General features: G+C 44.2%; 11 protein-coding genes. 3 read left to right on the top strand and 8 right to left on the bottom strand.

From position 1 onward, the window contains the following. Window positions 1-30: 30 nt before the first annotated feature. From SK066_RS04665 to SK066_RS04650, 4 genes are all read right to left on the bottom strand, one after another. Window positions 31-909, bottom strand: coding sequence for a phosphotransferase (locus tag SK066_RS04665; RefSeq protein ID WP_320543831.1), 879 nt, complete (start codon window positions 907-909; stop codon window positions 31-33). A 370-nt stretch (window positions 910-1,279) separates the two neighbouring features. Next, the gene (locus SK066_RS04660) at window positions 1,280-2,290 is read right to left on the bottom strand and encodes a DUF2167 domain-containing protein (RefSeq protein ID WP_320543830.1); all 1,011 of its coding nucleotides are present in this window, start codon (window positions 2,288-2,290) and stop codon (window positions 1,280-1,282) included. Window positions 2,291-2,626: 336 nt separating this feature from the next. After that, window positions 2,627-3,298 carry a deoxynucleoside kinase gene (locus SK066_RS04655; RefSeq protein WP_320543829.1) on the bottom strand — a complete coding sequence of 224 codons (672 nt, stop codon included), beginning with the start codon at window positions 3,296-3,298 and terminating at the stop codon, window positions 2,627-2,629. After that, window positions 3,276-3,917, bottom strand: a complete 642-nt coding sequence (locus tag SK066_RS04650; RefSeq protein ID WP_188776867.1) for a deoxynucleoside kinase — start codon at window positions 3,915-3,917, stop codon at window positions 3,276-3,278. Before SK066_RS04650 ends, SK066_RS04655 begins: the two co-directional genes overlap by 23 nt. Before the next feature lie 350 nt (window positions 3,918-4,267). Here SK066_RS04650 and SK066_RS04645 point away from each other — a divergent pair, with 350 nt between their 5' ends. Continuing rightward, window positions 4,268-4,618: a DUF805 domain-containing protein gene (locus tag SK066_RS04645; protein WP_250344029.1), complete on the top strand. Its 351-nt coding sequence runs from the start codon at window positions 4,268-4,270 to the stop codon at window positions 4,616-4,618. 160 nt (window positions 4,619-4,778) lie between these two features. On the opposite strand, the gene SK066_RS04640 is transcribed toward SK066_RS04645, so the two are convergent. The 3 genes from SK066_RS04640 to SK066_RS04630 form a co-directional block, all read right to left on the bottom strand. Continuing rightward, complete coding sequence (locus tag SK066_RS04640) at window positions 4,779-5,456, bottom strand: Na-translocating system protein MpsC family protein (protein WP_320543828.1); 678 nt, start codon at window positions 5,454-5,456, stop codon at window positions 4,779-4,781. Between the two features lie 215 nt (window positions 5,457-5,671). Beyond that, window positions 5,672-6,382 (bottom strand): Na-translocating system protein MpsC family protein, encoded by a 711-nt coding sequence (locus SK066_RS04635; RefSeq protein WP_320543827.1) that lies wholly within the window; start codon window positions 6,380-6,382, stop codon window positions 5,672-5,674. A gap of 132 nt (window positions 6,383-6,514) precedes the next feature. After that, window positions 6,515-6,892, bottom strand: coding sequence for a response regulator (locus SK066_RS04630; RefSeq protein WP_320543826.1), 378 nt, complete (start codon window positions 6,890-6,892; stop codon window positions 6,515-6,517). 854 nt (window positions 6,893-7,746) lie between these two features. On the opposite strand from SK066_RS04630, the gene SK066_RS04625 reads away from it, so the two are divergent. Then, window positions 7,747-9,003, top strand: a complete 1,257-nt coding sequence (locus SK066_RS04625) for a stalk domain-containing protein (RefSeq protein ID WP_320544802.1) — start codon at window positions 7,747-7,749, stop codon at window positions 9,001-9,003. A 418-nt stretch (window positions 9,004-9,421) separates the two neighbouring features. Further along, a complete protein-coding gene (locus tag SK066_RS04620; RefSeq protein ID WP_320543825.1) occupies window positions 9,422-10,243 on the top strand; it encodes a TraX family protein in 822 nt (273 codons plus the stop codon). Window positions 10,244-10,704: 461 nt separating this feature from the next. On the opposite strand, the gene SK066_RS04615 is transcribed toward SK066_RS04620, so the two are convergent. After that, window positions 10,705-13,470 carry a DUF5704 domain-containing protein gene (locus SK066_RS04615; RefSeq protein WP_320543824.1) on the bottom strand — a complete coding sequence of 922 codons (2,766 nt, stop codon included), beginning with the start codon at window positions 13,468-13,470 and terminating at the stop codon, window positions 10,705-10,707. Between the last annotated feature and the right edge of the window lie 503 nt (window positions 13,471-13,973).

Below are 13,973 nucleotides of genomic sequence, written 5' to 3'. Positions count from 1 at the left end.
GCTATTCTTCTCTATAATTTATACCTGTATCTACGTTGTTATCCATCTGGCAATTAAGGCGCTATGCGGCTGTAGCCATTCATTGTCCTGCACCAGCTCCTGCGCTCGCTTGCGTGCGGCAGGCAGCTTCGGGGTATGGCCTTTCTCATACTGCATAAGCCAGCGTAAAAAGGCTAACGCTGTAAAAGCATCCAGTTGATCCTCCGCCTGTGGGCGCACTTCCAGATAAGCCTGACGAAACACACGCTCATAGCGTGCTGAAACATATAATCTCAACATGAGCAGCGTCCATGCGAGATCCAGACGTGCATCCAGTAGCTGGATATTCGTCCAATCGATAATCGTATACCGCTCACCATCATATACGAGATTGCCGGGATGATAATCAGCATGAATGATCGATGGCTCTCGCCACTCAATATGCTGAATCAGCGTATGAAGTAGAGCGGATAACTCGGAATGCTTATCTATTCCACTATAAAAATAACTGTTCTGCCCGTATGTTGGGATAGCTACGCCTTGCATCGCATCGATACGAATTTCATGCAAATGGGCAAGCTCACGCGCCAGCAGTGACAGATGAGGGGTCGTTATTTTACGAATCGGTTCTCCATCATAGCTTGTAAGTAGTACAGCCTGATTATGATATGTACCATACCCGTATACACAGGATACAGCTAGCTTATGCTGGTATAACATCGATAGTACATCGTATTGCCGCTTAATATCTGGATTAGACTGCTCGTTCCACAGCTTGAGCACATAATGCTGCCCCTGCACAGATAGCTTAAATACCTGCGCTTCAAAGCCAGGTACCAGCGTTTCCACTACACAAGCCTGCGGGTCTACTAATACAGCTTGTAGCTCTGGCGAGCATACTTGCCAGCAAATATCAGCTAAATTCTCCATACGTGTCCTCCATTCGATATACGATGCAAGTGTAAAATACATAATGAATGTTTATTCTTTCCTAGATCAATCGATGCAGAATAGTGCTCCATTTATTCCTTCGTACGGTGATCATTGTATTCTATAGCCACCGTATACGCTTTTCAAGGGAAGAATGTACTGGATGGATGACGCTTTCAATATTGAAACGCTATCGCTTGTTAACACGACTTAACTCCAGCTTTTCGATTGTTAAATGGGAACATAAACAAAAACCACAGTACAGTCTCTATATGAAGAGACGATACTGTGGTTGAATTGACGTACCTTTTGATTCCAGCTATTTTATTCAAGCCCGTTATTCAAAGCATTTGAATTCTAGATGCTCGTGTTAACCATTCATACGGTCGTTACGATCATTGCGCTCATGCTCTGTAGCATCTTTATGCAAATTGACCGTCGGCGAAGTATTGTTGTTGTTTCCTCCATTATCCGAAGGGCTATTGCCCGGATCGGAAGAATGATAAGGCGAGTCCTGCTTGCGTTCACGTGAACGCGTAAACAGACGCTTTACCCAACCGAAAGCAGCTACAACTAGAGCTGCAATCACATACCAGAATTTTTTCAACAAAAGCAGCAGACCTAATTTTTTAGCAGCAACCAGTCCGGCGCCACCTACAATCAATCCGGTCAATCCCATTTCAGATACGTGATCAATCGACTGATCAAAGTCTGTATATGTATTGCCACTTTTTATAGTTAGCTTGGGCAAAATTTGCTGTTCCAGAATCTGACGATCCGCAGCCATATTACCCGGGTCAGTAACTAGAATCACGGAAATGTACCCGGTACGTGTCAGAATACGAGAATTATAGTTAATAATAGGCTGATTCTGATAATTCTGTAGCTTCAGTGACCAGGTCAGATTACGTGTAGCCTCATCATATTTTGGTGCTTGATCCCAACCAATGACCTGGAGCTGATTTTCTGCTGGCACTTGTTTATTGTTTTCTTCCGTGCCGCGACGATAGCTATCCAGCAGATCATCAGCATCAATATCATTTTTCTCATCGTCGGCGATATGACCGGAATCGTTGTACTCAAACAGTACCCACCAGCTCTGACTATCATTCGCTGGAAATACACTACCGATCTCCTGACCGCTCGGAACATCATTAGAATCGATCGTCATCTTCTTAGTATCATCACCATTTAAAAAGTAAAACTCCTTACTCAAATCCAGCGAAGCAATATCATCCATTTCTACTTTCTTTGGACCTGCTACCCAGTTGTATGTACTCTCGGTCTGTGTACTGCTACTGTCGGATGCATAGGCAGATGTTATGCCGATCATCATCCAGACTACTGCCCCTGCGAGGGCAAACTTTTTGGCAAATTTCAATGGATACCTTCCTTCCTAGTACCGTGTGTACGGTACTACCCCTATTCTATTTCCTCGTTGGTCTTACAACAGCTCGTCCTATGATACTGGGTTCACAAGCCGTTTAGACCTCTGCATCCTATCATTTGCTTGCTATATAAATCAATACATAAATATTACATATATAAATATTCATGACTTTGGAACTATACACTAAATTGGATAAATCTATAATAAGCGGTAAATTAGTCTTGTTATTTCATTTTTATGTACAATAAAAATAGACCATTGCAGCGCTGTACGCTACTAATGGTCTATACCTTAATCGTTTATTCACTTCATCGCTTATCGGCTCACTCAGCCTGTCACATGCAGCTTCTTCTCCGCACGCACATCTGCAATCACAACGCTGATCTGGCGCAGAATCTCATCCATCGAAGCAGGATCATTCACATCATATTCGTCAATATTCAGACGCAGAATCGGACAAGCAGTAAATTCATTGATCCATTTTGCATAACGTCCATGCATCTGCTCCCAGTAGGAGCGATCAGTATCAATTTCCATCTGACGTCCACGCAGCTGAATGCGGTTCAGAATGGACGGCAAGCTACCTTCCAGATACACCAGCACATCAGGATGCGGGAAGTATGGGGTCATCACCATCGCCTCGAACAGGCTCGTGTACGTCTCATAGTCGGTAACCGACATCGTACCTTTGTCCGCGTGCATTTTGGCAAAAATACCAGTGTCCTCATAGATCGACCGATCCTGTACAAAGCCGCCGCCTGCTTCAAAAATCTGCTTTTGCTCCTTGAAGCGCTCAGCTAGAAAATAAATTTGCAGGTGAAAGCTCCAACGCTCAAAATCATGATAAAACTTCTCCAGATATGGATTATGATCGACCTTTTCTAGCGATGTTTTAAAATTCAGGCGTTCTGCCAGCGCTGACGTGAGTGTCGATTTGCCGACGCCTACCGTACCAGCAATCGTGATCAGCGCATTTTCAGGTATGTTGTATTCGTTCATGTATAAGCTCCTTTAAGCGGGTAGCAATCTCATCGAATTGCTCCCTGTTTTCCACAAAATCAATCGTGTCGCCATCGATCGTAATAATCGTCGTATCTGGCTCACGCTCGGCAATGGCGGCCATCGCCTCATCATAATCAAGGATCAATTGCTCCAAATAAGCGGTATCCATGCCTTGCTCAAATGAGCGCTGACGCTTGGCAATCCGTCGTAGCAATGTATCCAGACTCGCACGGATATAGACGATCACATCCGGCTTCGGCAGATCATCGGTTAACAGATGGTAGATTTGGCGATACTTTTCGCGTTTGACACCTTTTAATGTACGCTGGGCAAAAATCATATTTTTATAGATATGATAATCGGAAATGACCGGCTGATTGTTGGCAATATACTGGATGCCTGTATCTTCGAGCTGCTTGTAACGATTACACAGGAAAAACATCTCAAGCTGAAAGCTCCATTCGTCGATATTTTCATAAAACTTACCGAGAAACGGATTTTCCTCTACGATTTCCTTGAGAATCGGCAGTCCAAGCTCCTGCGATAGCATCGTGGACAGCGTTGTTTTACCCGCACCAATCGGGCCTTCAACGGCAATAAACGGGGGTTGATTCATAGGTTGTACGATCCTTCCTGATTCACATGGTCGTGCATAGACTTTAAGTATTGTATCACGAAAATAGGCTTTGACCAGCGTTAATTACAAACGAAAATGCAAGCATTTGACTTCGCTAGGAATCAGTCGTGGTAGCTGGATGTCTTCCGTACTAGAACAGCCTCAAAATCCGTGGCTGCCTTACTTTTCTATGCAAATACGATGTAGGACCAAATAACTGATTTTATTTGTATACCAGATTTATTGTAAATAAAAGTAATATCAACCTAAATAAACATTCACTTTACTGGATTTGTATGGTATAAATGTAGTGCTTTAATTAAATACATATATTGTAGGAGGAACAGTAAGTGAACTGGTATCTAAAGGTTTTGAAGGATTATGTGAATTTCCAAGGAAGAGCAAGACGTAAGGAATACTGGATGTATGTGTTGATTTCGATTCCAATCATCCTGGTGCTGTATTTGCTGGAATCTCTGATGGGTATCAACGGCGTACTGTCCGGTCTGTACTCTCTGGCTGTATTGCTGCCAGGTCTGGGCGTTGTCGTTCGTCGCTTGCATGATACGGATCGCAGTGGCTGGTGGATTCTGATTGCGCTCGTTCCATTTGTTGGCTCGATTATTTTGCTTATCTTCCTGTGTCTGGAAGGCACTCCAGGAGACAACCGTTTTGGCTCCAATCCGAAGCAATTTGCTTAATAGGTCGTTTGCATAACAAGTAGCTTGATCTAGCAACTATAGAATGACAACAAAAAGGCGGTGTGGAACAATCCACGCCGCCTTTTGCTATATATAGGATGGCTCGATCAACCAATCTACGGCTGATCGATGCTCCATGCGCTCCTGCTGATACCATCCTTTATTCGAAAATGTATAAAATAATACCATCGTCTCTGCCAAAATCCCAATCCAGATAAAGCTCATATTGCGATCTACCGATATGCTTCTGAGTGTCTACATGCTGTGCAATCAATCGCTTTTCCAATCGACGCTTGGCTGTTTTGAGCAGATCCAAATGACCTAGCTCGATCAGCTCCAGCTCAATCAGCTTTGTGATTCCACGGCGATACACACATAGAGTCGAAGCATCAACCCACCAGGAATCCATATGCTCTGGACGCTTTTGGATTTCTTCCAGAATATCCGATAACGATCGCTCTAAGGCTTCCTTTCCATCATAATTGGGAGCCTTATCGCTTGAATCAACCTCCAGTAGTCCTACAATCATACCCGAAGCATTATGTACGCCCCAATCGTAGTACATATCGCTAATCGGCAGCCCAAGCTCCTGTTGCAGAAATGTCTGCAAGTCTTCCAGTACCGCATTCATAACGAGCTCACGTGTATAACGAAAGGTTTCCTCCTCATTGTGCACAAGTAGAAAATCTTCCACCGGACTAATAAAATTACGAAGCTGAAACACGATGCAGCGCTCTGACAATACAATCTTCACGGACTGTGGTCCTTTTCCAAAGCGACTACGAAGCAACTTGGTTACATAAGACGTCGACTGACTGATCATTTCCCTAGTTTTCAAAACGAGTACACCACCATTTATAATATCGTATACATTCTGTGTGTCTCATGCTGAAATTAAGGATGCGCATGGAATCATGTATTATAGCCAATATACCCTACTAACAGTCAATTGACGATATTGGAACTCGGAATCAGGCAAAATGTTGCATTCGTACCCCTTAGCTGTCTCTTGATCTACAACCATAGTCGTATATCAGTGGCAGGTAATGATCGTTATCCTTCCTGCCTTACAGGCTCTGCTGTCATATGGTCTTCAAATAAATAAATGATCATACTGTGATCCTTCTCAAAATTCCAATCCACATACAGATCAGCGATTTTTTTGCCGACAATCTGCTCGATATTGGTTTGCTTTTCCAGCAGCCTTTTCTCCAGCTTGTCCTTCGTCACGCGCAGCATCTGCTCATACCCGAGGGCGATAAATTCCTTTTCCAGCAAAATCGTCGTTCCACGCCGGAAAATAAACAGCATACGCGTATTCACCCACCAGGAATCGATATATTCCGGCGGCTTCTGTAAGGCGTTTGTCGTCTGGATGATCTGCTGGTGGATGATCTGCTTGTGCTTGTAGTCTGTAGCTGGTGAAGTTTCTGGACCTAGCAGCGCTACAATAACACCGGAGGCATGATGCAGCCCCCAGTCATAGTACCAATCGATCACATCCATATGAAGCTGGTGCTGGAGAAAACTTCGTAGTTCAGGCAGTAGTGATTTCATGATCAGGTCACGCGTATAGCGAAAAGCCTGCTCCTCCTCCTGACTAATTAGAAACTTTTCCACCGGGCTAATAAAATTTTTCAAATGAAAGACTACGCAATTTTTGCACAGATGAATCGATACCGATTCCGGTCCCTTGCCAAAACGATTGCGTAATAGCTTTGTAGTATAGCTGGTCGCTTGTGTGATTATACTTTTTGCATTCAATGATTTATACACTCCACATTTTAAAGAGTCGGAATACGTAACGGATTGCTTCGAGACCAACCTTACATGAGCAGGAGCAGACATGGATAAGAGAATCACGATATCGCCTGCGACATGTATCGATTGTAAAGATCATCCGTCCAGTTCTCGGCGCAGATGATGAGTAAAGCTAAGCAGGTGAAGAGGTTTTGTAAAATATCGGTCAAACCCTGATCGATACGCACGGATAATATCCTGCTCCATCACACAACCACTTACTGCCCAGATTGGAGTAGATTCATGATCAGCCTGTTGTTTTAGCTTATCTGGAATGGTGTATTCCTCCGTGATCGGAAGCTGAATATCAACCAGCACCAGTGCAGGTGAATCCTCCCCTAGCTTCGACATCGCTTCATCACTGCTGCCTACCTGAATCAGCTTAATATGGGGGAATTTTTTACTGAGCAGGTAACGAACCAGTTGGAGATTGATTGGATCCTGGCCAATATATAACATCGATTTGGATTCCATCTCGTCGACCTCCTTTGTAAAAAAAATAGACCGAAGCCGGGCTTAGTCATGCCCAGGCTTCGGCCTAATCTCAGCGCATACACGATGTCTGAATTATTACCGAATACAATATACTTTTATAATGAAATGATCGCTATCCACATAGCCGATCTGTCTTACTCCATCTAACATTCATTCACGAACAGTATGGTGTCTGATCGTGATGATCGATAGGTACATACCAGGATGCAGATGTAGCAGTATTCTAATCATGTTCTTCATCTGTCCATATATTCCCCGGCATAACGGCTCTTTTTCCAGAAGTACGGTTATACCCTTTCGAAAGACAGCACAGATTCCGGGTTGCATTGATGATAGGTTTCGGGTCAAGCTTTATTTCCGTTTGTCCTTACGATCTGCTTTCCGAAAGATAGGGACCACATCTATACTTTCATAATCAGCGGATCGTCTTGGTATCAAATAGTAGCATGGATCGACATCATGCCCGAACACCAGTGTACCCTAATCCTAATATAACCGATATGTCTCTAAATTTAAATGCCTACAATCCGATTCCTTCTGGTGGCTAGCTTTCCACCAGTTTACATACTTTTAACACTTCATAAGTGTACTCGATTTCAGAACTATTTTGTATGCAAAAAAATCAAATTGGTTCGTATAGATACAAAGTGAGGTCAAAAGATGTGTATCGCCTCTGATTCTTTTCTCCTCCATTTCTCATAAAAATATCAATTATGACATAATTATCAGGATTTGTATAATTCCTCTTGGTGCTCGTTCTGGTAAACTAAAGACAGTAACATGGAAGAGAATTGCTCTATTCTTTATTATCCCATATCAACAGGAGGTTTATGATGAAAAAATGGTTACTCACTGCGTCGCTCGCTTGTATCCTTGGTGCAGGTTCGTTTACGTTGCCTGCTGCCTCCTTGCCTGCCGCAGAAGCGGCTACACCCGCTACGAACATTATGTTAGACGGCTATCCATTACCTTTTCCTACAGCGCCCGTTATTAAAAATGGAGCGACACTCGTTCCATTCCGCGCCATCTCAGAAGCACTTGGTGTAAAGGTAAGCTGGAATCAGGCAGCTAAAACGATTACCGCTACAGCAACAAATCAGAATAAGACCAAGAACATTATACTTACGATGAATAGCAAAACCGCAGTTGTCGATGGCGCGAACGTATCACTTGCTGTCGCTCCGCAAACGATTAGTAATACAACGATGATCCCTCTTAGCTTTTTTAGTCAACAATTCGGAGCCAGCGTAAACTGGAACGCCTCCACACGAACCGTAGCCATCACTTCACCGATCAAGAATATGTATACAATGGGCTTCTATGCGATCTCGTCCTACGATGAGCGTGCGTTCGTGCCCGATTTCAATGCGGTCGCGTATGGCTGGAGCCGGATTACAACCGATGGCGAATTCTCTACTACAAGCACCGAATACAAATGGCCTCAGGCTGCTGGAGCCGATACACCAGAATCGATCATTCAAAATACCGCTGCTAACGGTACCACTCCGTATCTGATGGTATACGCCGTTGACGGCCACGGCGAGCTGACTCGTAATCTGGAAAATCAGGAGCTCCAAAATCGTACGATTCAAGCGATGATCGATACGGCGAGCTCAAAAGGATTCAAAGGTATTCTGCTCGATTTTGAAGGATTGGGCTGGAGTGGAGACAAGGCAAAAGCACGCAGTGACTATAACGCCTTTATTAAAAATCTATCGACCAAAGCGCATCAAGCAGGATTGAAGCTTACACTTGCCCTGCATCCGCTCAACAGCTCGTATACAGGCTATGATTACAAGCAGCTGGGCGCAATGGCGGATGACCTGATTATTATGGCGTACGACTATACCGATAAGAAAAGTCCAGAGCCGATGGATAAAGTGAATGATGCGATCCTGATGGCATTGCAAAATACAGACGCATCGAAGCTGATGCTCGGCATCTCCCTGAGTAGTGAGGATGCTAGCAGCGTTAATGCTAAGATTGGACTTGCTAAACGCTATCAATTAAAAGGGGTCGCCCTGTGGCGCCTGGGGATTATTGGACAGAATGCATGGGATGCGATGCATCAATCGATTACGTTTAAATAATCTCGCAGCTGATGTCCAAAGATCAGACTGCTTGCGTAATGCGTAATGCGTAATGCGTAATGCGTAATGCGTAATGCGTAATGCGTAATGCGTAATGCGTAATGCGTAATGCGTAATGCGTAATGCGTAATGCGTAATAAATTATGCACTGCGGAGATCGTACGAGGCAAATCAGATCCGGTAGAATTCCAATATAGCCATAAAAAGCAAGGATACTCGATATGCACAGATGACAATAGCTATACAATAACAACATGACAGCGAACGCTAGCTTACTGAACTGTAAGGTGTTTTTAAGCTGATTCGATGGGAAGCAACCTCCGTATTCGATATGCTGAGCTCATGAAACAGAACTACTCCGGCGTTGGGAGTTCTAATGATCTGAGTTTAGTTATTTATCGAATATGGAGGTTTTTCTATGTCTACATTAACGGCTTTAACGGGTTCGACTTTTCGTCTGAGCAGCTTTCAGCTCAAGCTTATCGGTATACTGCTGATGGTATTCGATCACATTCATCAATTTTTCCCGAATGATGTTCCCATCTGGTTTACATGGATCGGACGTATTGTAGCGCCGATCTTCCTGTTTGCAAGTGCAGAGGGATATTATTACACACGCAGTAAATGGAAGTACATGCTGCATTTATATATTGGCTATGTGCTAATGGGCATCATGAGTATGATTATTCAGCGTCAACTTCCATCTGAACATGTGCTGATTAACAACATCTTTGGTACGCTATTTTTAGCTGTACTCTATATGTTCGTGATCGATTGGTTCATTAATTCGATCAAGGCACGTAAATATGCTCAAATGGGTGCAGCGATTATCGCATTTATCCTTCCTATCGTTCTGAGTCAGGCTGCTATGCAGTTCATTACTTCATCAGCTATTGGCAATCCCGTGTTTTTCAATCTGTTCATGTATGGCAATCTGTTGATCCCCGTACCAACACTGGTTGAAGGTGGATATGTATTTATTATTTTAGGCGTTCTATTCCATTTGCTACGTTATAAACGCTCGTGGCAAGTGCTTGCACTCGTTGCTGTATCCGTATTTATCGCATGGATGAGCCATTTTGAGCTGCTTGCCGAATTTCAATGGATGATGGTTTTCGCCGCAATTCCAATTGCATTATATAATGGTACCAAGGGTCGTAATATGAAATATTTATTCTATGTATTTTATCCTGCTCATATTTATTTCTTGTATGTGCTGGCGTACTGGCTGGGGAAGTAAGTGAAATATAATTAGGGAAGTATGCAGTAGTATGTACAGGTGCGGTACAGGTGCAGGTAAGGTATATAGGGTTGAAATATGTACAGTGAATAGATTTATAGTTGAGGGACATAGGCGTGATAGGTAGCACGATTTAGGATAGGTGACGAATAAGTAGTTGTTTTGTTTTTTGATATAAAACAGGCACTTTCTTGGGATTAGCCCTAAGAAAGTGCCTGTTTTGGCGTATAAGGTGATAGGTGCTTTTAGTGCTTTTAGTGCTTTTAGTGCTTTTAGTGCTTTTAGTGCTTTTAGTGCTTTTAGTGCTTTTAGTGCTTTTAGTGCTTTTAGTGCTTTTAGTGCTTTTAGTGCTTTTAGTGCTTTTAGTTCTGTTGATGCTCTTAGTCCTTTAATACTTTTAATATTCTTGATGCTGTTAATCTGCTTAGTCTCATCCATGCTTAATACGGCTTTGCATTCTATTAATGAGTACCACGGCTTGTGTAATCATCATATGTGCTACGATCCGTATCATAAAATAATACATCGCCATCTGCTACTTCATACGATACGCCATATGGATCGGTCATCAGATGATCCCGTTTCCCTTCGGTGCCGTCATACCCTTCCAGCTGCCACCACTGGTTGCTCAGTGGCGCATGGATGTATTGTAGGTGCGGACGTGTCGTATCACCATTTACAATCGACTCGATATCCAAATTGACCACAATAAAGCCCTGCTTCAAAAAGATCGGTGATTTCTCATCCAGTACATGACTACGTCCATACGCGGCTAAATCGGTTCCCTTCGGGACAGCATATACACGTGCAGGCAGGCTGTATTCCCCGTACCACTGCTGCACACTCGCATTCACGCGTGCAGGTGTCGCCGAAGCGTTCGCTGGGCGCGCTGGTGACTGGATAAATGTGCGTAGCGGAGACGGCAGAATCTGAATATCATAACCCCCAGTGTAGGTGGGTTGACCCGCTCGTTTTAAGAATTGAGCCAGATACTGCTCCTTCGAGATCATCCAGCCGCTCGTTAGTTCATAGATCGATGTCGCGGTTTGCTTGAGGTCAGCCATCGGTACATTGCGCAGCCGTTGATTCAGCGTCACCTGTCTGCGCTCGACATCAGCGGCAGAGCCAATGCGGATAAACGATTGCTTGTCCGAATGGTAATACAGATCGACAGGAATACGCTCCGGTGCCGTCGCTGCCGACCGATCCTGGTAGTAAAAGCTCGGCGTGAGCTGGATCGCATCCCGATCCCCAAACATATTTCCCATCGTTTTCAGATCGAATTTGAAATGGTAGCCCGTTTTGACGGTGACGTTTTTCGAGCCGGGCTGCGGATGACTGCCGCGCAGGATCGGCAGGACATACGGACGCGTATTGCCACGTGGCTCGCCATCGATACCGTTTGGCCCAACCCAGTAGGAGCGTCCGGTTGATACTGGACTACCGACCGCCTGGCGGAATACCGTTTCCCAGGCAAAGTCCGCAATATCGGTCACATGAAAATCGTACAATCGTCCGATCACCTCGACATCGACCGTATCTTTGGCGACATGGTGAGTCAGATCGGTATTGGCATCCTGCTGCGCAGTGAAGCTGGTCGGTGCATTTTCAGCGATAGTGCGAAACGCGATTGTGTAGTTGCCTTCATCGATCCAGACGGGGAGCTGGAATACCGTATCGAGCTGCTGGACAGGAATATCGATCCACGTTTGCTTGGGATAGAATGTTTTGTGATCCGCACTGTACACATCGAACGGAAACCAGACCTGTTTCGTTTTGAAATACTTAGCATAGTCTCGTTTGCCGTAGCCTGGATACGCATTGACATCCAGATGCTGTCCAGTGGTAGGAATGCGCACAGTAAACGGACGATTCAGAATGAGCGCCATGCGATCCGCGCTTGGGACAGTTTTCTGGTTATGCGTCTTGTCATCTGAAACGGAGGCATAGTCGACGACAGGGGTATGTACGGTCACGCTATTGATGCCATTGATGGTGTAGTTCTGGTCGCCTTCGCCATTGACATTGCTCTCTAGCATGGTATAGAAAATCGTTCCGCTCGATGGCGTATTCGCTTTATTCACGAGACGCTTATTAATGAGCTGGGAACCTTTGTACAATACTTGTTCACCCCCATCTTTGTAAGAGCGAATCTTCGTTGGTGCAGGAATCTCCTTAGGTGCAACTGTGGTTGCTTTCACCCAATCCCCATTCATGACTTCAGTATCTTTGTTCTTATAGCTAAACTGAATCGCATCATTACGAACTTGAGGCTGGTCTGTTTTGCCTTCAGCCATACTTTTGAGCTTACTACGATCATTAGGTACGGATGGGCGACCGTTTCGTCCTCCATCGATTGTACCAGGGCTATAACTAACATCACCCGTCTTTGCCGGGCGAACATGATCCTTCGTTTCGGTACTGGCTTCTGTGGTCAAAGCAGGTGGTGTATAATTGGCTACTTGTAGTGTGACAGAGCCACCTGGCAAAGCATAGTTATTTAGCTTCGCAGAATCAATGCCCAAAACTTGTAGTTGATTGATCTGCCAGTACGAATAATCTCGGGTAAAGTCAAATGTATATGTTTTAGATTCGCTTGCGGTTTTCGTCTTCCACTGGTCTTTACTATTTTTCTCTTTCCATTTCAGACTATAACGTACTTTCACTTCACAATCGTACTTAATCTTTCCTTGCATTTCACCGAATTTGTGCTGGAATAAGTAATCATAGCCCCATGCATTAGCGTATAGGTTCTCACTTGTTGGAATGCCTTTCGTTGCATCAAAATGACGCCCATTCGCGCGATCGTCACCTAAAATATGACCGGCAGCTTCTGGATTCATCAGTCCTTTAGTTACTTCCTGTGATTGCGTTGGTGGTAGGATGGTGTACTCACAAGCCCCCATTCCACCTGAGCCATCCGAGGGCAAGTCCGGGTCATCACAGTTTTCGTTGTCTGCATTCGTTTGGCCGGGCTGACAGGGTTGTCCAACCTCGTAATATTGATAGATCCGGTATTGCTCGAAATTTCCTTTGTAGGGTTCTAGCTTGGGTGGATTGCCTTCTGAAATGTCTTTAAACTTCGATGGATCACTACCGTCTGTTGTTTTTTTATAGCCTACATATGTATAGCCTTCATGTGTTGGTGGCTCAAATGTATATGGCTTACCTGGCTTCATTTCTTCGATGCGTGGTGGGAAAATGTCATTGAGTGACTTGCCATCCACCGTTTTGTAGTAGACGCTGAGGTCAGCGGCTAGTTCGATTTTGAAGAGAACGGCGGCGTAGATGCGGTGACCTTTTACACCATTGTTACAGCGATCACCGCAAGTATAAGTAATATCTTGTTCTGTTCCTGATTTGGTATCTAGACCAATCTTTAGTTTAATAGGAACTTTAGCTGTATCTGTACCAATACCGGAGATACTAGGTTGAAAACTGATGGCATTATCTGACGTGGTATTACTAATATATGATCTATAATCCTTCCAATCATCTGATCGAGATCCTTCGAAAAATCCCAATAATAAACTTTTCTGATCTACATTATCTGGCAACAACGCTAATTGATCTTTATTATCAGGGTCTTCAGGATTAAAGACTACCGCTTGTATACTCTTTACAGTGCGATTCGGAAAATTGAATGCATAATTTTGTTCAGCTTCTCCTACATCCCCCCGTTGTGGCGCTAGCCCATTATCCCAAGTCGTTCCTTTCCACATATCGAAGT

Origin of the sequence: Paenibacillus hunanensis (assembly GCF_034055775.1) — a bacterium.
Classification (GTDB): Bacteria; Bacillota; Bacilli; order Paenibacillales; family Paenibacillaceae; genus Saccharibacillus; species Saccharibacillus hunanensis.
The sequence above is the reverse complement of the archived record's forward strand: the minus strand, read 5'-3'. Positions and strand labels throughout refer to the sequence as shown.

Excerpts from the sequence above, each read along its gene's own strand:
- SK066_RS04625 (WP_320544802.1), top strand. The coding sequence starts at position 7,747 with ATGAAAAAATGGTTACTCACTGCGTCGCTCGCTTGTATCCTTGGTGCA.
- SK066_RS04665 (WP_320543831.1), bottom strand. The coding sequence starts at position 909 with ATGGAGAATTTAGCTGATATTTGCTGGCAAGTATGCTCGCCAGAGCTA.
- SK066_RS04655 (WP_320543829.1), bottom strand. The coding sequence starts at position 3,298 with ATGAACGAATACAACATACCTGAAAATGCGCTGATCACGATTGCTGGT.
- SK066_RS04630 (WP_320543826.1), bottom strand. The coding sequence starts at position 6,892 with ATGGAATCCAAATCGATGTTATATATTGGCCAGGATCCAATCAATCTC.
- SK066_RS04620 (WP_320543825.1), top strand. The coding sequence starts at position 9,422 with ATGTCTACATTAACGGCTTTAACGGGTTCGACTTTTCGTCTGAGCAGC.
- SK066_RS04650 (WP_188776867.1), bottom strand. The coding sequence starts at position 3,917 with ATGAATCAACCCCCGTTTATTGCCGTTGAAGGCCCGATTGGTGCGGGT.